Below are 21,121 nucleotides of genomic sequence, written 5' to 3'. Positions count from 1 at the left end.
CTCACAGAACATAATCAAAATTCTGTCAACTCGTCAATTCTGCTACCGAGAGTTGCGTAATTGGTCACCACCGGGACACCTGGCAACGCAAAGTGCCCCCGACCTCGAGGTCGGGGGCACTTTGGACGAACGTCAGGCTATGCCGGGTCGCAGATCACGATCGGGATCTTCCGGTCTGTGTAGGACCGGTAGTTCGCGAAGTCGGCGTACATGGCGTCCAGTTTGGGCCAGTACACGTCGCGTTCGGCGTCGGTGGCGTCGCGCGCGGTGAGCTCCAAGGTCTCGCGCTTGGTCTGGAACCTCACCCGGGGGTTGGCCACCAGGTTCAGGTACCACATCGGGTTGGTGGCCCGGCCGCCCTGCGAGGCGACCAGCACGATGCGTTTGCCCTCCTGCAGGAACAGCAGCGGGCTGTCACGCTCCTCGCCCGACTTGCGCCCGACCGTGGTCAGGATGCCGACTTCGGCGCCGCGCAGGAACTTGTCGCCGAAGCGCCCGCCCGTCTTCTTGAAGATCCAGGTCTGGGCGCGCGACATCCACTTGATGGCGGTGCCGGTCGATTTCGCGTTGAGCCGTTCGACCTGTTTGGGGTTCAGCGGGCGCGGGGTGTTGGCCATGCGGTGGACCTTAGCGGCTGATGAACGGGGTCAGGGAGGCGCGGATGTGGTGGATCTTTCCGTCGGATGCCGGGATCAGGAACGTCTCGTCGACGTGCGAGCACACCCGCCACCCGAACAGGCGCGGCTTGGTGAGCACGTCGAACCGAGCGCGGACCTGATCGCCGTCGACGGTGAATTCCGGCGTCGTGGTCTTCTCGATCAACTTGAACTGCGGGCCGCTGTTCAGGCTGCGCCGCAGATGATCTCCGGAGCGGCCGGTCTTGAGCCCCATCTCGATGCGGATGCAGTCCGGTGTGAACGGGACTGCATCCGCCTGATGGCTCACCAGCGCATCGATGTAGGCCTGTGCGGCCGCGATGCGCTCGGCATCTGAGAATGGCACGGGGAAGGCCTCAGATTCTTTCGATGATCGTGCCGGTAGACAGCGCGCCGCCGGCGCACATGGTGATCAGCGCCGTGCTCTTGTCGGTGCGCTCCAGCTCGTGCAGGGCCGTGGTGATCAGGCGGGCGCCCGTCGATCCGACCGGGTGGCCCAGCGCGATGGCGCCGCCGTTGACGTTGACCTTGTCCATGTCGGCGCCGTGCACCTGAGCCCAGGACAGCACGACAGAGGCGAAGGCCTCATTGATCTCGACGAGGTCGATGTCGCCCATCTTCATGCCGGCCTTCTCGAGGACCTTCGCGGTGGACTGCACCGGGCCGTCGAGGTGGTAGTAGGTCTCGGCGCCGACGTTGGCCTGGCTGATGATGCGGGCGCGCGGCTTCAGGCCGAGGGCCTTCGCCTTGTCCTCGTCCATCCACAGCACCGCCGCGGCGCCGTCGGAGATCTGCGAGGACGTACCGGCAGTGTGAATGCCACCTTCGATCACCGGCTTCAGCCCGGCCAGGCCCTCAGCGGTGGTGTCGCGCAGACCCTGGTCGCGGCTGACCGTGTTCCATTCGGCGGTCGGCTGCTTGTTCTCGTCGATGACCGGTGCCTCGATCGGGGAGATCTCGCGGTCGAAACGACCCTCGGCCCAGGCCTGTTTGGCCTTCAGCTGCGACGCCAGGCCCAGCGCATCCACATCGGCGCGGGTGATGCCGCGGCGCTTGGCGATCCGCTCGGCGGCCTCGAACTGGTTGGGCAGGTCGATGTCCCAGGACGCGGCGCGGGCGCCGCCGCCGTTGGCGCCGAGCCCGACCCGGCTCATCGCCTCGATGCCACAGGCGATGCCGATGTCGATGGCGCCGGTGGCGATCAGGCCGGCGACCAGATGGTTGGCCTGCTGGGCGCTGCCGCACTGGCAGTCGACGGTGGTGGCGCCGACGTGCTCGGGCAGCCCGGCGACCAGCCAGGACTGCCGGGTGACATTGTTGCCCTGCTCGCCGAACTGCGTGACGCAGCCACCGATGAGCTGCTCGACGCTGCCGGGGTCGATTCCGGCCTTCTCGATGAGGGCCTTCTGGACGGCTCCGAGAAGCTCGGTGGCGTGCAGGCCGGACAACCAGCCGTTGCGCTTGCCGATGGGGCTGCGGGTGGCTTCGACGATGACAGGGTTACCCATGAAGTCAGGCTAGAACACGTTTCATTACTCTGACAAGCGCGGATGTATCACTGCCTTTGATCTGCGGTCAAGCCGTGTTTCAATGGTCACAATTGGTACTAGACCACGTTGTTTCAAGCATCGCTGGCTACCCGCACGGCTTGCTGCAGACACTAGGAGTTAGACACATGGGCTGCCCCAACATCCCCAAGGAATTCGACTTCCTCGATTCCGAGCTGAACCTCAAGGGCCTGCCGGTCGAGGAACTCGCCGAGCTCCGTAAGGCCGAGCCGGTCCGCTGGGTCGACGTCCCGGGCGGCACCGGTGGCTTCGGAGACAAGGGCTACTGGTTGGTCACCCGGCACGAGGACGTCAAGGACGTCTCGCTGCGCAGCGACGTGTTCTCCAGCTCGATGAACGGCGCGATCCCGGTCTGGCCGCAGGAGATGACCCGCGAAGCGGTCGACCTCCAGCGCGCCGTCCTGCTCAACATGGACGCACCGCACCACACCCGTCTGCGCAAGATCATCTCCCGTGGCTTCACCCCGCGTGCGCTCTCGCGGCTCGAGGACGAGCTGAACAACCGCGCGCAGCAGATCGCCAAGAACGCCGCCGCGTCCAACACCGGCGATTTCGTCGAGCAGGTCTCCTGCGAGTTGCCGCTGCAGGCCATCGCCGAACTGCTCGGTGTCCCGCAGGACGACCGCGACAAGCTGTTCCGCTGGTCCAACGAGATGACCGCCGGCGACGATCCCGAGTACGCCGACGTCGATCCGGCCATGTCCTCCTTCGAGCTCATCTCCTACGCCATGAAGATGGCCGAGGAGCGCGGCAAGAACCCCACCGACGACATCGTCACCAAGCTGATCGAAGCCGACATCGACGGCGAGAAGCTCAGCGACGACGAGTTCGGCTTCTTCGTCATCATGCTTGCGGTCGCGGGCAACGAGACCAGCCGTAACTCCATCACGCACGGCATGATCGCGTTCTCGCAGAATCCCGATCAGTGGGAGCTTTTCAAGCGGGAGCGGCCGAAGACCGCCGTCGACGAGATCATCCGTTGGGCCACGCCGGTTTCGGCCTTCCAGCGCACCGCCAGCGAGGACACCGAGATCGCCGGTGTCAAGATCAAGGCCGGTGAGCGCGTGGTGATGTCCTACCGTTCGGCGAACTTCGACGACGCGGTGTTCGAGGACCCGTTCACGTTCAACATCCTTCGCGATCCCAACCCGCACGTCGGCTTCGGCGGCACCGGGGCGCACTACTGCATCGGCGCCAACCTGGCCCGCCTGACGATCAACCTGATCTTCAACGCCGTCGCCGATCACATGCCCGACCTCCAGCCGACCGGCGATCCCGAGCGGCTAAAGTCCGGATGGCTCAACGGCATCAAGCACTGGCCGGTCGATTACACCGGGCAGTGCCCGGTCGCGCACTGAGCTACTGACCGCCTAACGGATCAAGGAGGATTCGGGTGGATTTCACACCGAACCCAGAGCAGCAGGCTGTTGCCGATGTGGTGACCTCTGTTCTGGAACGCGACAACACCTGGGATGCACTGGTTTCCGGTGGTGTCGCGGCGCTGGGAGTACCGGAACGACTCGGCGGTGACGGTCTGGGTCTGCCCGAGCTGTCGACCGCGTTGACCGAGATCGGTCGGCACGGCACCATCGGCCCGGCGCTGGCCACCGTGGGCCTCGGTCTGGTGTCGTTGCTCGACCTCGCCTCCGACGCGCAGCAGGACCGGTACCTCGTCGATGTCGCGACGGGTGCGGTGCTCTCGGCGGCGCTCAACGAGCCCGGACAGTCGTTGCCGGAGCGTCCCGCGACAAACTTCGCCGAAGGCAAGCTCAACGGCACCAAAGTCGGTGTGCCCTATGCCGAGACGGCCAAGTGGCTGGTGGTGACCGCCGATAACGCGGTGGTGGTGGTCTCGCCTTCGGCCGAGGGTGTGACAGTCGCCAAGAGCCCGACCTCCAACGGTTCCGACGAATACGCGGTCACGTTCGCCGACGTCGCGGTCGACGCGGCTGACGTGCTCGACGGCGCGAGTGCGCACCGGGTCAACCAGTTGGCGCTCGCCGCCACCGGGGCGTTCGCCGCCGGACTGGTCGCCGGCGCGCTGCGGTTGACCGCCGACTACGTGGCGACCCGTGAGCAGTTCGGCCGTCCGCTCTCGACCTTCCAGACGGTGGCCGCACAGCTGTCCGAGGTCTACATCGCCTCGCGGACCATCTCGCTGTTGTCCACGTCGGCGCTGTGGCGGCTGTCCGAGGACATTGACGCTGACGAGGATCTGAACATCCTGGGCTACTGGCTCACCTCGCAGGCCGCTCCGGCCATGCGGCTCTGTCATCACCTGCACGGCGGTATGGGTATGGACATCACCTACCCGATGGACCGCTACTACTCCTCGATCAAGGACCTGACCCGCCTGTTGGGTGGTCCGTCGCATCGCCTCGATTTGGTGGGAGCGTAATGTTCATCGACCTGACGCCCGAGCAGCGCGCGCTGCAAGCCGAGCTGCGAGAATACTTCTCGACTCTCATCACGCCCGAAGAGGCCGCGGCGATGGAGTCCGACCGGCACAACGAGGCCTACCGTGCGGTGATCAAGCGCATGGGCAGCGACGGCAAGCTCGGCGTCGGTTGGCCCAAGGAGTACGGCGGCCTGGGCTTCGGCCCGGTCGAGCAGCAGATCTTCATCAACGAGGCCAACCGGGCCGACATCCCGCTGCCGATGGTCACGTTGCAGACGGTGGGCCCCACCCTGCAGGCGCTCGGCACCGAGGAGCAGAAGAAGAAGTTCCTGCCCGGAATTCTCGCCGGTGAAGTGCATTTCGCCATCGGGTACTCCGAGCCCGACGCCGGAACCGACCTGGCGTCCCTGCGTACCACCGCGGTCCGTCACGGTGACGAATACATCGTCAACGGACAGAAGATGTGGACCACCGGCGCGCACGACGCCGACTACATCTGGCTGGCCTGCCGTACGGACCCCACCGCGGCCAAGCACAAGGGCATCTCGATCCTGATCGTCGACACCAAGGATCCCGGCTATTCCTGGACCCCGATCATCCTTTCGGACGGGGCGCACCACACCAACGCCACGTACTACAACGATGTGCACGTGCCCGCCGACATGCTCGTCGGTGAGGAGAACGGCGGCTGGAAGCTCATCACCACCCAGCTCAACCACGAGCGGGTCGGCCTCGGGCCCGCCGGCCGTATCGCCGGCATCTACGACCAGGTGCACACCTGGGCATCGAAGCCCGGTTCGGACGGTGTCCCACCGATCGAGCAGAACGAGGTGAAACACCTTCTGGGGCAGATCAAGTCGATCTGGCGGATCAACGAACTGCTCAACTGGCAGGTCGCGGCCTCCGGCGAGACCATCGCCGTGGCCGATGCCGCCGCGACCAAGGTGTTCTCCACCGAACGGCTGCAAGAGGTTGGCCGGTTGGCCGAAGAGATTGTCGGCGGTTACGGCAACCCGGCGGACTCGGAGACCGCCGAACTATTGGTCTGGCTGGACAAGATGACCAAGCGCAACCTGGTCATCACCTTCGGCGGTGGCGTCAACGAGGTCATGCGCGAGATGATCGCGGCGTCGGGCCTGCGGGTGCCGAGGGTGACCCGGTAACAGCGAGGGATTGAGATGAGCGTGAATCTGCAGGCCGGTATCGACCAGATCATCGCGTCCGGGACGAGCAAACCGACGGTGGCTCGGGACCCGGTGAATCAGCCCATGATTCACCACTGGGTCGACGCGATCGGTGACAAGAACCCGATCTACGTCGACGCGGAAGCCGCTAGAGCTGCGGGTCATCCCGGCATCGTGGCGCCGCCGGCGATGATCCAGGTCTGGACCATGATGGGGCTGGGACGCTCCCGGTCCGACGATGATCCGCTGGGTAGGGCGATGAAGTTGTTCGACGATGCCGGGTATGTCGGTGTCGTCGCCACCAACTGCGACCAGACCTACCACCGCTACATCCAGCCTGGCGAACAGGTGGTGATGAGCGCCGAGATCGTCGGCATCGTCGGTCCCAAGCAGACCGCACTGGGCGAGGGCTACTTCATCAATCAGAAGATCCGCTGGCATGTCGGTGACGAGGAAGTCGCCGACATGGACTGGCGCATCATGAAGTTCCTCCCCGCCGGTAAGCAGGCAGCCGCGGAAGACTCTGAAACCAACGAGATCCCAGAAGATCTCGACCCGGACAAGCTGATGCGGCCGTCCTCGTCGCGGGATACCAAGTTCTTCTGGGACGGTATCAATGCCCACGAGCTGCGGATCCAACGCCGCCCCGATGGCACCTTGCAGCACCCGCCGGTGCCCGCGGTGTGGGCCGACAAAGATGCCCCCGTCGATTACGTGGTGGCCTCCGGCAAGGGCACGGTGTTCAGCTACGTCGTGCACCATGCGCCCAAGGTGCCCGGACGCAGTCTGCCGTTCGTGATCGCCCTCGTTGAACTTGAGGAGGGGGTCCGGATGCTCGGCGAGCTGCGCGGGATCGCTGCCGACCAGGTGAAGATCGGAATGCCGGTCACCGCAACCTATATCGACTTCCCGGACAGTGAGATCAGCCCGGCCTGGACGTTGTACGCATGGGAGCCACAAGCATGAGCCTGACTGTCTCCGACGTTCGGGTCGGCACCAAGTTGCCCGAACTCAAGATCTACGGCGACCCGACGTTCATCGTCTCCACCGCCATCGCGACGCGCGACTACCAGGATGTGCACCACGACCGGGACTTGGCGCAGGCCAAGGGGTCCAAGGACATCTTCGTCAACATCCTCACCGACACCGGGCTGGTCGGTCGGTACGTGACCGACTGGGCCGGTCCGAACGCGTTCGTCAAGTCGATCAAGCTGCGCCTCGGGGTGCCCTGGTACGCCTACGACACCATCACCTTCACCGGGGAGGTCACGGAGATCGAGGGCGACCTGGTGACACTGAAAGTGGTGGGCAGCAACAGCCTTGGCAACCACGTCATCGCCACGTCCACACTTACTTTGGGGGACAACTGATGCTCTCCGGCAAGGCAGCCATCGCCGGTATCGGCGCCACCGACTTCTCCAAGAACTCCGGTCGCAGTGAACTGCGTCTGGCCGCCGAGGCGGTGCTCGACGCACTCGACGACGCCGGCCTCAAGCCGTCCGACGTAGACGGTCTGGTGACGTTCACGATGGACTCCAATCTGGAGACCGCCGTGGCCCGCTCCACCGGGATCGGAGATCTCAAGTTCTTCAGCCAGATCGGTTACGGCGGCGGTGCCGCGGCCGCGACCGTCCAGCAGGCGGCTCTGGCCGTCGCGACCGGTGTGGCGGAAGTCGTTGTGGCCTACCGGGCGTTCAACGAGCGCTCCGAGTTCCGGTTCGGCCAGGTGATGACCGGCCTGACCGTCAACGCCGATTCGCGCGGCGTGGAGTACAGCTGGTCCTACCCGCACGGGCTGAGCACCCCGGCCGCCTCGGTGGCGATGATCGCGCAGCGTTACATGCATGAATACGGCGCCACGAGTGCGGATTTCGGCGCGGTGTCGGTGGCAGACCGCAAGCATGCCGCGACCAACCCGAAGGCGTTCTTCTACGGCAAGCCGATCACCATCGAGGATCACCAGAACTCGCGGTGGATCGCCGAACCGCTGCGGCTGCTGGACTGCTGCCAGGAGAGCGACGGCGGCGTGGCCATCGTCGTCACCACCCCCGAGCGGGCCAAGGACCTCAAGCACCGGCCGGCGATCATCGAGGCCGCTGCCCAAGGTGCCGGCACCGACCAGTTCACCATGTACTCGTACTACCGCGACGAGCTCGGGCTTCCCGAGATGGGTCTGGTCGGCCGTCAGCTCTGGCAGCAGAGTGGCCTGTCGCCCGACGACATCCAGACCGCGATCCTCTACGACCACTTCACCCCGTACACGTTGATCCAGCTCGAGGAGCTCGGTTTCTGCGGTAAGGGTGAGGCCAAGGACTTCATTGCCGGGGGCGCCATCGAGCTCGGCGGACGGCTGCCGATCAACACCCACGGCGGTCAGCTCGGCGAGGCCTACATCCACGGCATGAACGGCATTGCCGAGGGCGTGCGCCAGTTGCGGGGGACCTCGGTCAACCAGGTCGAGGGCGTCGAGCATGTACTGGTCACCGCCGGAACCGGTGTGCCGACATCCGGATTGATCCTCGGATAAAAGGTGCATCGCCACCCCTGATTGGCACGGTAATGTTTGCTCCGGATGTGCATCATCACGGGTAGATAGGGGGGCCGCGGCATGGCGATAGAGCGCGACAGTAGCCCGTACGGGTCGCAGACCTTGCTCGGGCCGGGTTGGCCGAGTGTCGACGAGGAACAGCTGACCGCGGCGGCGGCGTCGTATCAGAAGATCGCCGCCAAGATCAGTGGCACAGTCGTCCCGCAACAGACCAGCCAGCTCTCGAAGCTGCAGGGTTCGTGGGAAGGCGGCGCGGCGTTGGCCGCCTCGGGTGAGGCGACCACGATGATCGGCGGACACGAGGCCAATGGTCTACAGGCGCAGGCCATCTCCACCGCGTTGATGAAAATGGCAGCGACCGTGGCGGAGACCAAGACGATCGTGAATGCGGCCGCGGAAGAGGTCCAGCAGGAGGTCATGGGCATTTTGGCCCTGGGGCCGCTTGCCGGCCCCAATGCGCAGGCGCTGATCGAGAGCCGGGTCAAGGCAGGTTTGGCGCAGAACACCGCGACCGTCTCGGCCGCCTCCGCGGAAATGGCGGACAGCCTCAGCACGGTGGCCAACCTCCCGCAGGTCGGCACCCCGCCGACGGCGCAAGCTCAGCAGGCGGCCCAGAAGGGCGCCGATTCGATGATGCAGCTGATCAGCCAGCTGCCGCAGATTCTGGGCCAGCTGCCGCAGATGGCCGGCCAGATTCCGCAGCAGCTCTCCCAACCGCTGCAGCAGTTGTCGCAGCCCCTGCAGCAGCTGACGTCGATGTTGGGTTCGGGTGGCAAGGGCACCGGCGGTGGGCCCAGCCCCTTCTCGGCGTTCTCTAACCATCCGGCGGCCGGCGGCTCCGGTCCCAGCAGTGGTGCGGGCATGGTCAAGGCCGCGGGTCTGCCCGGGGGCTCCGGTGGCGGCAGCCCGCAGACGCCCTTGCTGGCGAAGATGGTGGGCGGTGGCAGCACCGCACCGGTCTCGGTCGACCCCGGTGCCAGCGCCGCTGTGGTCGGCGGTGTCGCCCCGGTGGCAGCGGCCAATGCGACGGGCGGCGGCATGGGCGGCGGCATGGGCATGATGGGCGGCGGCCAGCGTGCCGGTGGCGGTGGGGGCACCGCGACCGGACTGGCGGTCCCGGCTCCTTTGGAACACGACACGGGGGATGGTGGCGATGACTATGACGATTGGTGATCGGTCTCGACGGGAAGGGGACAACCGTGAGTAGCCCGGGAAGCCCGATGTCAATGAAAGGTCCGCTCAGCTGGGACGCCGCGTCGTTGAACCTGCCTGACATGCCGCCGATTCAGCCCGGTGAGGATGCGATGAGCATGACCATCGCCGGCATCGTGCCGACCCTGGCGGCCTCGCTGACCACGAATGTGACGGCGTTGTCGGCCAAGGAAAACATGTTCAACGCCAAGCTGTCGGATGCCCAGGGGGCCTACGAGAAGGCCGACGACTCCGGCGGTCAGGGCGTGGGTCAGCTCAGCCAGATGATGGGGCAGCTGGGACAGATGGGCCAGATGGCCAGTGCGCCGTCGCAAGCTATGGGCCAGATGGGCGGGCAGTTCGGCTCATTGATGGAGCCGCTGATGAAGGCCATGGAAGGCGCCAAGGGCGGCGGCTCGGAGAACGGCGGCGCACCGGGTGCCGGCCAGCCCGGCGGCCCGGGTGGTCAAGGTGGCCCGAATCCGCAACAGCAGCAGGAAGAGCGCGAAGCCAAGCTCAACGATCGGGACAAGCAGCAGGACGATCGCGAGACGGCGCAGAACGACCGCGACGTTGCGCAGGACCGACGCGAAGCCGGCCTGGATGCGCGGGAGACGCAGATGAACGCCCCGTCCGGTGGGGCGGCGTCGGCGGCTCCGCACTCGGCGCCCCCGGTCACGCATTCGGCTCCACCCGCTGCGTCGGCACCGCCTGCCGCCGCGCCCAGCCCGAGCCAGCCGGCTCCCGGCCCGGTTCCGGTGGCACCCGAGGCCCCCCGTCATTCCGGCGGGGACGATCTCTGGAAGCGGATGTAGGCGGCTCCCCGCACCGCGCCTTGATGTGTCAGCAAATTTTGGTTTGTTGACTCGGCATATTCAAGATCATTGCCAGTTTTGCATCTCGCGGAGATTCTTCAACAGTCGTGATGTGCTGAACGGTGTCCTGTGAAGCGCGTTCGCAGCGTATTCCCAGACTGGCGGCGTTCGTGGCTGGGTCGGAAAACCTACTTTGGGTACGAAAATACGGGTTCAATTCGACTGAACGTTTGCTGAACTCGCGCTAGCAGGGTCGATGCCTTCAGGGGTTTCCCATGACCTGCTATGCCTACCCAATGTGCTCTTTTGATCGCAAAATTTGCCGGCGATCGGCGCCTGGGACGGTTGACCCTAGATTGGCAAAGTGAATAGCATCGGCCAAACTCTGGGAAACGGTGCTGGATGTGACCGTCTCGGGGAGGGAGGACCGTGGACTATGCGATCGATTGAGCGTGTGACGGGAGCTGCCGCGGCACCCCTTGGGGTGGTCGGCACTTCCTTCCCGGGCGGTTGAACGGATCACCGTCATGGATGAGATTTCAGTTCGTCAATCAATTTCGTCATCTCAGAGCGCGGTGGCGTTGACGGATGATGGAGAGCCGATGGTGACGGTCGTCGCCGACCGGGGCAACTCCGTCTACGGCCCCGGGAAGGGCAACGGCAACGGTCACCACCCGGGAAGAACGCCGATATCTCCGATGCAGCTCGACGAATTGCGTGAGTGGGAACGTTCGTTTGCCGTTGGCGGACGACTCGACCCATATAGCGCGATGGTCGATGGACGCGGTTTGCTCCGGGACGCGGAAGTTCTCATCGTCGATGACTGCACGTTGTACCGCGACTATCTCGTCGCAGTCCTGCTGTCGCATGGCGCGGTGTCGCCCGGGGTTGCCTGGGATGTTCCCTCCCTGATCGCAGCGTTCGAGGCGAGGCTGCCTCGAGTTCTAGTGCTGAACATGGGGACTCGCGACAGCGCGATTCTGCTACGGCACGCGTTGAGCTTGGGGCCGCAGGTCCGAGTGGTGGTTCTGGGCGTCTCCGAGGACGACGAATCCGAGATTGTTGCGTGTGCTGAGGCCGGAGTGGCCGGATACCATCTGCGCACCGAAACGCTTCAGGATCTGATCACATTGCTGCACAGGGTCGCTGCGGGGGAATCGCTGTGTTCGCCGCGGGTTTCGGCGATCCTGTTGAGACGACTATCGGCGCTCGCGTCCCAGCGCCCTTCGGCCGCAAGGGAATTGGTCCTCACGGCCCGGGAGGCGCAGGTCCTCAGGATGCTGGAACTGGGGCTTGCGAACAGGGATATCGCCGACGAGCTGTGCATCGCGGTCCATACCGTCAAGAATCACGTGCACAGCCTGCTGACCAAGCTCGGTGTCGGCACTCGCGCACAGGCAGCAGCGGTGGCCCGGACCATCTTGGCCGCTGAAGATAGGCCAGGGGCCTAGTCCGGGATTCTGGGCCATCGTTGGTCGCGAATCGGGCTATTGCTCCGACCGAGGTCGGATGTTGAGAATCTCGGAGGTGTCCGCTCCCGCGACCACGGCGCGAGCCAGGTCGGCCAGTCGCTGATTGGTCTTCCTGGCGTACGTGCGCAGGAGGTTGAATGACTCGTCCATCTCCATCCCCCCGCGCTCTGCAAGCACACCTTTGGCCTGCTCGATGATCGTCCTGGTGTTGAGGGCGCCCTGTAGCTGCTGATTGATGATCTCGGCACGGGTAATGATGCGCTGGTGAAGTATCCCCACGGCAGCTACATCGGACAGCCCTTGTCCCACTGCGATATCGCTCTCCGACATATGACCGGGTTCAGTTCGCAGTAGATTCACTGCGCCGACCCGTTCGTCCCGCAGCCGAAGTGGCAGCGCGAACGCCGAAGTGAACCCGTACTCGGTGGCGCGTTGGGCGAACGCGGGCCAGCGCTCCTGCTCCCGCCGGATATCGGGTACCCGCACGGTCTCCCGGTTGAGGTAGGCATCACGACACGGCCCGGAGTTGGCTTCGATCTGGAGCAGTTCGAGTAGCTGGGTGTGCTCGCTGCTGGATGCGAATACGTGCAGGCGTCCGTGCGCGTCTCCGAGCATGATTCCGGCAGCGGAGACCGGCAGCAATGTCGTCAGGTCGCCAACGAGGCGTTGTGCGAACTCAACGACGTCGTAGTCGGCGACGAGCGTGTCCGCCAGCCCGACGAATGCATTCGCGAGTTGTTCATAGCGGTTCATCACGTCCCCCCTTGCATAATGAAGTCTTCCCTCGATGTTTGCGTTGGTCAACGTCCGCTCACGACGTCACCGAGGAGTCCGGGCTCGCGCCCTCGCCGGGATCTGCGTTGGGTTCCGGTGCGATGCCGATGCCCTCCACGTTCACGGAGATACCTGCGCGTGTCACCGGGAGAACCGATACGCATGCCTTGCACGAGCGTGCTGCGTCATCCGGGGCAGCGGGGGTCTTGCGGACTACCTCGAGAAACCTGGTCCGCGCACTCAACGGATCAGACTCATACACCGGACGCTCCACTCTGTGCACCGAGTCGGGGTTGTGCACAATCACTGTTAAGCGTTGCCCAGGCAGATGTTGTTCGCGGTCTCGTCGATCGGTGGATTGTGCCAGTGGACAGGAGAATGCCGCGAGCATGGCGCGACCGCGGTCGCGCGCGCGTGATTGACGCGTGCGAAATATACTTCCTGAGCAAGGATTATGTTTGCCAAGACTGCTGCCAGATACGAATATTTCAGCGTGGTCAATAGGTGTCACGGCATGCGCCAGGGTGTCTGACGGCAAACATGTCACGGCGCGTGAGGCGTGCAATCGGCGGGGTGTCCCCTGATCGGATATCGCGGCTCTCGCCTGCTTACTGCGGAAACTGTGGCTGCAATGGATGTATCGCCCCTGGGCCGCTAGCTATTTGCGGAGGGGAGGGGTTTGCTCAATCTTAGTGTGACCTTTGCTTCGGGGGTGGTCGCTCCGTGGATGTTCCTGAATTTTACGCGCGCGATGGCAAAGTCCAATAAGTGTGCTAGTTTCGCGTCCACGGCCCTTCGTGACCTATGGCAGCTGAGAAGGGGATGTTCGTCGCCAGGACCCCGCGACAGGTGAAGTGCGGCGGTTTGAGCGAGCGGAGTCGGGGGCATGGTCGTGGTAGCTGATTTGCTCAGGTGGACGTGTTGACCGCCGACCCGGCCGTTTCCTCCGACGGCGTGATTGAGCCGGATCTGTCAGTCGATGCGGATGCCGATCTGGCTGCCGTGGATCGCCGCCATACGGTCGGGTCCGGACGTCGCTTGTCGAACTCCCGGTCATTTTCGGCGCTACCGGGCGGACTGGCTGACTGGCGCACGCCGTCGACGAGCGCCGGTGATTCGGGACTGCTCCGGGATACGCGGATCCTGATTGTCGATGACAGCACGCTCTGTCGCGAGTTCCTGGCGGGGGTGGTCGCCGCCCACGGCGTGCTGGCACCGGGCCTCGCCTGGGATGTGCCTTCGCTGACCGCGGCCCTCGAGAGCACGTTGCCGCGTGTTGTCCTGCTGAATATGGCGACTCGCAACAAGGCGGTGTTACTGCGTCATGCGCTGGAATTCAGTCCGTCGGCGCGGGTAGTCGTTCTGGGCGTATCCGAGACCGACGAATCCGAGATTGTCGCGTGCGCGGAGGCCGGTGTGGCCGGCTACCACCTGCGTAACGAATCGCTCGATGACCTACTCATGTTGATACACAACGTTGCTGCGGGGGAGTCGCTTTGTTCGCCGAGAATTTCCGCAATCCTGCTGCGCCGATTGTCGGCGCTGGCTTCCCAGCGGCAACCGGCGGTAAGGGAACTAGTCCTTACGTCCCGTGAGGCCCAGATCCTCAGGATGCTGGAATCAGGCCTTTCGAACCGGGACATTGCAGCAGAACTGTGTATCGCTGTTCACACCGTCAAGAACCACGTGCACAGTCTGTTGAACAAACTCGGTGTCAGCTCGCGTGCGCAGGCTGCCGCACTCGCCCGCACCATCCTGCACGTCGATAGCGCTCCCGGGGACCAGTCGGGGATCTAGTCCGCGATCCAGACCGCGGTCTAATCCAAAAATCGATCTATCGGTCCATGTACCAACGGCTTTCGGCCATCGATAGTGATTGCATGTTTACGGGGGTTAGCTCAAGGCCAGGCGAAGGCATCGCTGGCGATCGAGTTTGCGGGTCCGGTTCGACGGTAATCGCTGTCGCTGCTTCGGGAATGGTCTGATGTGCGGCATCATCGCCTGTCGGACAGATCGCCCCGCAGTCGACTACCTGCGAGTGGGACTACGCCGGCTCGAGTACCGCGGGTACGACTCGGTCGGGGTCGCCCTGCAGACCACAACCGGCCCCGTCGTCCGCCTGCGGACGACGGGGCGTGTGGCGGCCCTCGAAGGGCTGCTGGACCAGTGGCCCGGCCCGCAGTTCAACGGGGTGGGAATCGGCCACACACGCTGGGCGACCCGCGGTTCGGTGACCGAGGGCAACGCCCACCCGCACATCGACTGTCGAGGGCAGATCAGCCTGGTGCACAACGGAACGATCGAGAATGAGGCCGGGCTGCGGACGGAGCTGGCCAGTACCGGGCACGAGTTCGCGACGACGGTCGACAGCGAGGTGTTGTGCCACCTGATCGAGGATGAGCGGTATCGCTGCGGGGATCTGGTTCTGGCTGTGCGGAATGCCCTCGCCAGGGTGGAGGGATGCTGGGCTCTTGCCGCGCTGGAGCAGGGCACGGGCCGAATCGTCGTCGCTGCCAAGGGGTCCCCACTGCTCGTTGCACACACCGCACACGGCGATTTTGCGGCAAGTGACATCGCGGCGATCGCCGACTGGGTCGACGAGTTCCGGATACTCGACGACGGCGACGTCGTCGAGCTGACGAATGCCGGCCGGTGGCGCGGCCGCGAGGTGGAACTGAATGGCTACACCGACGACATGGCCAAGGAGATCGACGAACAGCCGCAAGCGGCCGCTCGGATCTTCGATGACCTGGTGGACGGAATCGCGACCGGGAGGGTCTGGAACCAACTCGGGCTGCCTCCGTTCGAACGTCTGAAGGTGATCGGCTGCGGAACATCGCTGAACGCAGGCAAGGCGATCGGCAACCTGGCGCGAGAACTCGGCGGAATACCGACAACTGCCATCGCCGGGAGCGAAGCTGCTGCCGAGGTCCCTGATGAGTGCCAGCTGTGCATCGCCGTCAGCCGGTCAGGTGAGACCACCGATGTGCTGCGCGCGGTCGAGGGTCCCGCCATGGGTGACTCGCCATTGCTCGCACTCACCAGCAACTCGCATTCCACACTGGCCCGGCTGGCAGATGCCGTCATCGGCTTTTCGGCCGGGTCTGAGACCGGTGCCGCAGCCACCAAGACATTCGTGTGTGAGGTGGTTGCCGGTGTGGCTCTGATGATCTCGGCGCTTGTAGCTATGAAGCGCCTGCCCACCGCTGCGGCAACTGGACTCGTCGACGATCTTCGCCGACTGCCGGATCAGTTGGCCGCGGCCGGTGTGGTCGCCAAGTGCGTCATACCGCCGATCGCAGACGAATTCGTATCCAGGGGCGGGTTCATCTTCATCGCACGCGGATCGGGGCTACCGTACGCCGCCGAAGGTGCCCGCGTGGTAACGGAACTCACCCATCTGTGGGCCGGGCATTACCCGGCCGGCGAGTTGAAGCATGGACCACTCGCGTTGGTGCGCGACGGAACCCCGGTCGTGGTCGTCGGCCATGGAGACCATGAGCTCGTCAGGGATGTCGGGGACGTGCGGGCCCGCGGCGGTCGGGTCATCTCGATCGGGCCGGCGGGTAGCGATGTGCCGGTAATCGGCAACCTGAATGCGCCGTGGGGCCCGATCGAGGCAATTGCCCCGATGCAGATTCTGGCCCGCACCCTGGCCCAGGAGCTGGCACGCGATGTCGACAAGCCAGAACATGACCTGAAGGCGGTGATGGTCGAGTAAACCCGGGGGACTCGTCGCCCACGCAAAACAGATCAAGGACCCAACCGGTCCTGCTCACCACATAGGAAATTATGGCTCAGACTGCTTTTCCCAACGCCGATATCTGGCCGCGTGAGGCCGATATCGACCCCGGCGGTGACGTGGTTGCGGACTTCGCCGCGGTCGTCCGAGCTTGGCCACACCGCGCAGCCATCATGCACAACGGGACCGTCATCACCTATCGTGACCTCGCCGACCGGGTCCGTCGTACTGCATTGCACTACAGGGCAACTCGATTCGGTGACGATGAAGACTCCCGTCTGATCGGTGCGGTGGTTGCACACGTACCCGCTGTGGTTGATCTTCTGCTCGGAAGTCTGCAGGCTCGGGCGGCCTATTGCCCGATCGACGCTGCGCTTCCGGCGGCCCGCAAGCAGGCGCTCGCTGCGGCACTCGGCGTGAATCGACTGTTTGCGGTGGCCCGGGACCCGGACGACTCGACGGACCTTCGGATCGAGACGCTCGACGAGGACCCGGTTCTCGTGGACACGGATCTGCAGGAGCCGAGATGTCGCCCCAGTGATCCGGCGTATGTGCTGTGCACCTCGGGTTCCACGGGGAAGCCGAAGCCGGTGGTGGTTTCGCGACGTGCCCTCGCAGCCACGGTGAGGGCACTACGTCACCTTTTCGGGATCACGCCCGACGACCGAGTGCTTCAATTTGCGTCGCTCGGCTGGGATACCTGTTTGGAGGAGATCCTCCCTGCGCTAACAGCCGGCGCGACATTGGTTTTCGACGATGCCGCCCATTCTGTTGCGTTGCCCCGCTTTGTCCGCATGTTGGCAGAACGAGAAATCACCGTACTCGACCTGCCGACAGCGTTCTGGCACGAGCTGGTGCTGTTTCTCCACGAGGAGCAGGCGTCATTGCCGGCCTGTGTCCGGCTGGTGGTGATCGGCGGCGAACGGGTTGATCCAACCCGACTACGGCAGTGGCGCGATGTCGATGCTGGGCACGTCAGGTTGCTCAATACCTACGGATGCACCGAGACGACGATGGTGACTCACGCGGTGGACCTGTGCGGACCTGACACCGAACCGGAAGTGGCGAGGTGCGACGGCGAGATTCCGATCGGGCGTGCATTGCCCCATGTGCGCGATCACGTCACCGACGAAGGGGAACTGTTGGTGTCGGGACCGGGCCTCGCCACTTGCTACCTCGGGTTGCCGGAGCTCACCGAGTCCGGATTCCCCGTCGCCGACCACGGCTCCGGTCCGACCCGGTGGTTCCACACCGGAGATCTGGTTGCCCGCGGTGAACGGGGGCTCCTGTACTCGCGCGGCCGCACAGACGAACAGGTGAAAGTCCTTGGAGTGCGGGTGCATCCGGCGGAGGTGGAGGCTCAGCTGAACACCCACCCCGCAGTCGGGGGTGCCGTCGTGACAGGTGAACGGCTACTCGGCCGCACCGCACTGACGGCGTACGTAGTCCCGGTCGGGACGATTACCCAGGTTGAGCTGAAGCGTTACCTGGGCCAGCGCTTACCCGCCCAATTCGTACCCAGTCGAGTGAGATTCGTTGACTCACTGAGCTATACGTCCAGCGGAAAAATTGATCGGGCGGCAACACGTCGCGCCGCAAGAGACCACGACGGCAAAGGAGCGGGTCAATGAGTGCCGGCCACATCGTCCAGATCTTTCGTAGGGTCCTCAACACTCCTGAGGTGAAGACGGACTCCGACTTCTTCGAACTCGGCGGCGATTCGCTGTTGGCGACCAGGGTGCTCAGTGCGATCGCCCGGGACTTCGGGACGGAGTTGTCGTGGGAGGACTTCATCGAAAGACCTTCGGCAGAGGGCCTGTTCGCAAAAGTCTGTGCTGTCGTGCCATGAGCAGGGAAAACATGCGTGTCGTCGTCGTCGGGGCCGGCCTGGCCGGGCTGACGGCTGCTCTCGACCTGAAGGCCGCGGGTGCGGACGTCACCGTGCTCGAGGCGCGTGATCGGGTAGGTGGACGGATGCACGGCGTCCCGATATCCGGGTCCGTGGTCGCCGACGGGGGCGCTGCCTATCTGGGCGTGCGGCACACCGAGCTACTTGCATTGCTACGGGAGCACGGACTCGATGTGGCCTCCACGGGGATGGCCGGCGACAGCACGTTCATGCTCTCGAACCGCCGGACGACAACTTCGAGTCGGGTCCCTCCGTTGGATGTGGTGGCACTTGGCGACTTGTTCGACCGGCTGGAGGAACTCGTCGCGCGGATACGGCCGGATGCGCCATGGCTGAGCCCGCAAGCCGGCGACCTCGACCGACTGACTGCCGCGCGCTGGCTTGCCGATGAGATCAAGCATCCGGACGCGCAGACATTCTTCCCGCTCTTCATCGGCGAGATGATGGCGGCCGATCCCGAAGCGGTGTCGGTACTGCACATGGCTTTCTACCTGCGTTCTGGCGGCGGCATCCGCTATCTCAACGCCTTCGAGGGTGGAGCCCAGCAATGGCGGATCGATGGCGGCGCCCATCTGCTGTCCGAGGCGCTCGCTGTACAACTTGGGACGCGGGTGCGGTTGGGTCATCCGGTATGCGCGATCGATCAGAGCGCCGACGAAGTGGTGGTGCAATGCATTCCGCACAGCGATGGCATGCTGTCCGAGTATCGAGCCGATCGGGTGGTTGTCGCGATACCGCCAATACTCGCGCAGCGGATCGAGTTTCGGCCGGCGCTGAGCGCGCCGCGCGCGACTGCGGCCACCGGCCGGGGTTGCGCGGTCAAGGTACACCTGGGATATCCGACTCCGGTGTGGCGCGAGTACGGCCTGTCCGGCTGGTCGGTGAGTTCCAACGGGCCGTTGCTGTCGACGGTCGACGATTCTCCGCCGGATGAATCAGCAGGTGTGCTCACCGGATTCGTCACAGGCGCCGAGGCAGCGACGTTCTCGGCGATGTCGGCGGCTGAGCAGTACGAGGCGGCGCTGAACCATGTCGGACAGCTCTTTCCTCAGCTGCCCCCGCCGACTCAGTACACCGTCACCGACTGGTTGACCGAGAAGTACAGCAAGGGATGCTATTCCGCGCTGTTCGGCCCCGGCGACTGGTTGCGGCTCGGACCGACACTGACCGAGCCTCATGGCCGCGTTCATTGGGCGGGCACCGAAACCAGCTTGGAATTCTTCGGGTTGATGGAGGGGGCGATCAGGTCCGGCCGACGGGTCGCGGACGAATTGATCCACGCCGATGAACCGGCAACCGCCTCGCGAAAGGTGCTGTCACGATGACAACGCTCAGTGAACGCAGCCAGGCCAGATCCACTGTGGTCGATGACCAGCCGTATACCTACGTGCGCACAGAGTTGACCGAGCCGGATTGGCGGCGCTACCCAGGATGGGCGACGGTCACGGCATCCGATTGGCGAGATCCGCAATGGCAGCGCGCGCACTCCGTCAAGAACATCGCGCAACTGCGTGCTGTGGTGGGCGACCTTCTCGACGAACGATTCTATGCCGACCTGCTCGCCGACCAGCAGCGGGAGGCGACCATGTCGATGTTGATGCCGCCGCAGATGCTGAACACCATTGCCCCCCACTGCACATCGGGCCGCCGCAGCCTCACGGAGGCGTTCTATGCCGATCCGATTCGGCGTTACATGCTGCCGGTGTTCACCGATCGTGACCGCAGATGGCGCTCACACCCTTACGCCGAGCGAGATTCGCTGCACGAAAGCGACATGTGGGTGGTCGAGGGGTTGACTCATCGGTACCCGACCAAGGTCCTTGCCGAAATGCTCTCGACCTGCCCGCAGTACTGCGGGCACTGCACCCGGATGGATCTGATCGGCAATTCGACGCCCGCGGTGAGCAAGGCCAAGCTGACCCTGCGGCCGGCGGACCGGCAGGAGCGCATCCTCGAGTACTTGCGCGCCACACCGACCGTAAGGGACGTCGTGGTTTCCGGCGGCGACGTGGCCAACATCCCGTGGCCACGGCTGGAGTCCTTTGTCATGAAGCTGCTCGAGATCGACACCATCCGGGATATCCGCTTGGCCACAAAGGCACTGGCGGCGTTGCCGCAGCACTGGCTGCAGCCGAAGGTGGTCGAAGGCGTCAATCGCGTGGCACAGGCCGCCTCCGCCCTCGGAGTCAACCTGGCGATGCATACCCACATCAACCACGTGCAGTCGGTGACACCGCTGGTCGCGGAGGCGGGGCGAGCCCTGCTCGCCGCCGGGCTGCGGGATGTTCGCAATCAAGGTGTGCTGATGCGCGGCGTGAATGCGACGACTGAAGACCTTCTCGATCTGTGCTTTGCGCTTCAGGGCGAAGCCAACATTCTCCCGTACTACTTCTATATGTGCGACATGATCCCCAACGCCGAACATTGGCGCACCCCACTGTGGCAAGCCCAAGAGTTGCAGTTGGCGATCATGGGGTACCTGCCCGGGTTCGCGACTCCGCGCATCGTCTGCGACGTCCCCTTTGTCGGAAAGCGTTGGGTCCATCAGGTAGTCCGGTACGACCGCGAATTGGGCATCTCCTACTGGAGCAAGAACTATCGCACCGTACTCGACAAGGCGGATCGTGACGCGTTGAACCGTGTCTACCCGTTCTACGACCCGATTGACACCCTGCCGAGGTCCGGGCAGCGATGGTGGCTCGCGACACGCGAATATCCAAGTACTGCAAAAGTTTCAGTGCAGGTGTCCCAGTACGTGGACCCGTGAGTTGGGGGTAACGCCATGCAACAAGACGAGATCCAGACCGTCACCCGTCGTTCCCATCCGAACAATGGGAGCGGGTGGCTGACCGCGGTCGGCGACA

At 64.5% G+C, this 21,121-nt stretch carries 19 protein-coding genes; 15 read left to right on the top strand and 4 right to left on the bottom strand.

All coding sequences use genetic code 11. The features are described 5' to 3' along the window. Positions 1–137: 137 nt before the first annotated feature. Genes EYZ64_RS28100 through EYZ64_RS28090 form a run of 3 tightly spaced genes read right to left on the bottom strand, consistent with a single transcriptional unit; the run spans position 138 to position 2,164 of the window. Complete coding sequence (locus EYZ64_RS28100) at positions 138–617, bottom strand: nitroreductase family deazaflavin-dependent oxidoreductase (RefSeq protein WP_135458755.1); 480 nt, start codon at positions 615–617, stop codon at positions 138–140. 10 nt (positions 618–627) lie between these two features. Beyond that, positions 628–1,002, bottom strand: coding sequence for a DUF8021 domain-containing protein (locus tag EYZ64_RS28095; RefSeq protein ID WP_135458753.1), 375 nt, complete (start codon positions 1,000–1,002; stop codon positions 628–630). A 10-nt stretch (positions 1,003–1,012) separates the two neighbouring features. Then, entirely contained in the window at positions 1,013–2,164 is a 1,152-nt protein-coding gene (locus EYZ64_RS28090; protein WP_135458751.1) for a steroid 3-ketoacyl-CoA thiolase, read from the bottom strand. Positions 2,165–2,331: 167 nt separating this feature from the next. Between EYZ64_RS28090 and EYZ64_RS28085 the strand changes: the two genes are divergently transcribed. The 9 genes from EYZ64_RS28085 (at position 2,332) to EYZ64_RS28045 (ending at position 11,811) form a co-directional block, all read left to right on the top strand. Beyond that, positions 2,332–3,582 carry a cytochrome P450 gene (locus tag EYZ64_RS28085; RefSeq protein ID WP_135458749.1) on the top strand — a complete coding sequence of 417 codons (1,251 nt, stop codon included), beginning with the start codon at positions 2,332–2,334 and terminating at the stop codon, positions 3,580–3,582. Positions 3,583–3,617: 35 nt separating this feature from the next. Beyond that, entirely contained in the window at positions 3,618–4,622 is a 1,005-nt protein-coding gene (locus tag EYZ64_RS28080; RefSeq protein WP_135458747.1) for an acyl-CoA dehydrogenase family protein, read from the top strand. Continuing rightward, complete coding sequence (gene fadE29 / locus EYZ64_RS28075) at positions 4,622–5,785, top strand: acyl-CoA dehydrogenase FadE29 (RefSeq protein ID WP_135458745.1); 1,164 nt, start codon at positions 4,622–4,624, stop codon at positions 5,783–5,785. The genes EYZ64_RS28080 and fadE29 overlap by 1 nt, the downstream gene beginning before the upstream one ends. A 15-nt stretch (positions 5,786–5,800) precedes the next feature. Beyond that, positions 5,801–6,772 carry a bifunctional MaoC family dehydratase N-terminal/OB-fold nucleic acid binding domain-containing protein gene (locus EYZ64_RS28070; RefSeq protein ID WP_135458742.1) on the top strand — a complete coding sequence of 324 codons (972 nt, stop codon included), beginning with the start codon at positions 5,801–5,803 and terminating at the stop codon, positions 6,770–6,772. Next, a complete protein-coding gene (locus EYZ64_RS28065; protein WP_167858004.1) occupies positions 6,769–7,176 on the top strand; it encodes a MaoC family dehydratase in 408 nt (135 codons plus the stop codon). Before EYZ64_RS28070 ends, EYZ64_RS28065 begins: the two co-directional genes overlap by 4 nt. Next, positions 7,176–8,333, top strand: coding sequence for a 17-hydroxy-3-oxo-4-pregnene-20-carboxyl-CoA lyase (gene ltp2, locus EYZ64_RS28060; RefSeq protein ID WP_090518404.1), 1,158 nt, complete (start codon positions 7,176–7,178; stop codon positions 8,331–8,333). The genes EYZ64_RS28065 and ltp2 overlap by 1 nt, the downstream gene beginning before the upstream one ends. An 81-nt stretch (positions 8,334–8,414) precedes the next feature. Beyond that, complete coding sequence (locus EYZ64_RS28055; RefSeq protein ID WP_135458739.1) at positions 8,415–9,527, top strand: hypothetical protein; 1,113 nt, start codon at positions 8,415–8,417, stop codon at positions 9,525–9,527. A 53-nt stretch (positions 9,528–9,580) separates the two neighbouring features. Next, the gene (locus EYZ64_RS28050; RefSeq protein WP_286175174.1) at positions 9,581–10,360 is read left to right on the top strand and encodes a hypothetical protein; all 780 of its coding nucleotides are present in this window, start codon (positions 9,581–9,583) and stop codon (positions 10,358–10,360) included. A 602-nt stretch (positions 10,361–10,962) separates the two neighbouring features. Next, positions 10,963–11,811 carry a LuxR C-terminal-related transcriptional regulator gene (locus tag EYZ64_RS28045; RefSeq protein ID WP_135460302.1) on the top strand — a complete coding sequence of 283 codons (849 nt, stop codon included), beginning with the start codon at positions 10,963–10,965 and terminating at the stop codon, positions 11,809–11,811. A gap of 36 nt (positions 11,812–11,847) precedes the next feature. Here EYZ64_RS28045 and EYZ64_RS28040 read toward each other — a convergent pair whose 3' ends face one another. Further along, on the bottom strand, positions 11,848–12,585 hold the full coding sequence (locus tag EYZ64_RS28040) for a GAF and ANTAR domain-containing protein (protein WP_135458736.1): 738 nt from the start codon (positions 12,583–12,585) through the stop codon (positions 11,848–11,850). Between the two features lie 942 nt (positions 12,586–13,527). Here EYZ64_RS28040 and EYZ64_RS28035 point away from each other — a divergent pair. From EYZ64_RS28035 to EYZ64_RS28010, 6 genes are all read left to right on the top strand, one after another. Further along, a complete protein-coding gene (locus EYZ64_RS28035) occupies positions 13,528–14,403 on the top strand; it encodes a LuxR C-terminal-related transcriptional regulator (RefSeq protein WP_286175172.1) in 876 nt (291 codons plus the stop codon). A gap of 187 nt (positions 14,404–14,590) precedes the next feature. Then, entirely contained in the window at positions 14,591–16,327 is a 1,737-nt protein-coding gene (locus EYZ64_RS28030) for an isomerizing glutamine--fructose-6-phosphate transaminase (RefSeq protein WP_135458734.1), read from the top strand. 71 nt (positions 16,328–16,398) lie between these two features. Next, positions 16,399–17,979, top strand: a complete 1,581-nt coding sequence (locus EYZ64_RS28025; protein WP_135458732.1) for an AMP-binding protein — start codon at positions 16,399–16,401, stop codon at positions 17,977–17,979. Further along, positions 17,976–18,197 (top strand): acyl carrier protein, encoded by a 222-nt coding sequence (locus EYZ64_RS28020; protein ID WP_135458730.1) that lies wholly within the window; start codon positions 17,976–17,978, stop codon positions 18,195–18,197. The genes EYZ64_RS28025 and EYZ64_RS28020 overlap by 4 nt, the downstream gene beginning before the upstream one ends. Then, complete coding sequence (locus EYZ64_RS28015) at positions 18,194–19,582, top strand: flavin monoamine oxidase family protein (protein WP_135458727.1); 1,389 nt, start codon at positions 18,194–18,196, stop codon at positions 19,580–19,582. Before EYZ64_RS28020 ends, EYZ64_RS28015 begins: the two co-directional genes overlap by 4 nt. Further along, the gene (locus EYZ64_RS28010) at positions 19,579–21,024 is read left to right on the top strand and encodes a KamA family radical SAM protein (RefSeq protein WP_135458725.1); all 1,446 of its coding nucleotides are present in this window, start codon (positions 19,579–19,581) and stop codon (positions 21,022–21,024) included. Before EYZ64_RS28015 ends, EYZ64_RS28010 begins: the two co-directional genes overlap by 4 nt. Positions 21,025–21,121: the final 97 nt, after the last annotated feature.

Source organism: Mycobacterium sp. DL99, from assembly GCF_004762045.1.
Taxonomy (GTDB): Bacteria; Actinomycetota; Actinomycetes; order Mycobacteriales; family Mycobacteriaceae; genus Mycobacterium.
Note: the sequence above shows the minus strand (reverse complement) of the source record. Positions and strands in the feature narration are given on the sequence as shown.

Coding starts and splice junctions, on each gene's coding strand:
- EYZ64_RS28040 (WP_135458736.1), bottom strand. CDS start 12,585: ATGAACCGCTATGAACAACTCGCGAATGCATTCGTCGGGCTGGCGGAC.
- ltp2 (WP_090518404.1), top strand. CDS start 7,176: ATGCTCTCCGGCAAGGCAGCCATCGCCGGTATCGGCGCCACCGACTTC.
- EYZ64_RS28055 (WP_135458739.1), top strand. CDS start 8,415: ATGGCGATAGAGCGCGACAGTAGCCCGTACGGGTCGCAGACCTTGCTC.
- EYZ64_RS28030 (WP_135458734.1), top strand. CDS start 14,591: ATGTGCGGCATCATCGCCTGTCGGACAGATCGCCCCGCAGTCGACTAC.
- EYZ64_RS28015 (WP_135458727.1), top strand. CDS start 18,194: ATGAGCAGGGAAAACATGCGTGTCGTCGTCGTCGGGGCCGGCCTGGCC.
- EYZ64_RS28100 (WP_135458755.1), bottom strand. CDS start 617: ATGGCCAACACCCCGCGCCCGCTGAACCCCAAACAGGTCGAACGGCTC.
- EYZ64_RS28045 (WP_135460302.1), top strand. CDS start 10,963: ATGGTGACGGTCGTCGCCGACCGGGGCAACTCCGTCTACGGCCCCGGG.
- EYZ64_RS28085 (WP_135458749.1), top strand. CDS start 2,332: ATGGGCTGCCCCAACATCCCCAAGGAATTCGACTTCCTCGATTCCGAG.
- EYZ64_RS28025 (WP_135458732.1), top strand. CDS start 16,399: ATGGCTCAGACTGCTTTTCCCAACGCCGATATCTGGCCGCGTGAGGCC.
- EYZ64_RS28020 (WP_135458730.1), top strand. CDS start 17,976: ATGAGTGCCGGCCACATCGTCCAGATCTTTCGTAGGGTCCTCAACACT.
- EYZ64_RS28050 (WP_286175174.1), top strand. CDS start 9,581: ATGAAAGGTCCGCTCAGCTGGGACGCCGCGTCGTTGAACCTGCCTGAC.
- EYZ64_RS28070 (WP_135458742.1), top strand. CDS start 5,801: ATGAGCGTGAATCTGCAGGCCGGTATCGACCAGATCATCGCGTCCGGG.
- EYZ64_RS28065 (WP_167858004.1), top strand. CDS start 6,769: ATGAGCCTGACTGTCTCCGACGTTCGGGTCGGCACCAAGTTGCCCGAA.
- EYZ64_RS28010 (WP_135458725.1), top strand. CDS start 19,579: ATGACAACGCTCAGTGAACGCAGCCAGGCCAGATCCACTGTGGTCGAT.
- fadE29 (WP_135458745.1), top strand. CDS start 4,622: ATGTTCATCGACCTGACGCCCGAGCAGCGCGCGCTGCAAGCCGAGCTG.
- EYZ64_RS28090 (WP_135458751.1), bottom strand. CDS start 2,164: ATGGGTAACCCTGTCATCGTCGAAGCCACCCGCAGCCCCATCGGCAAG.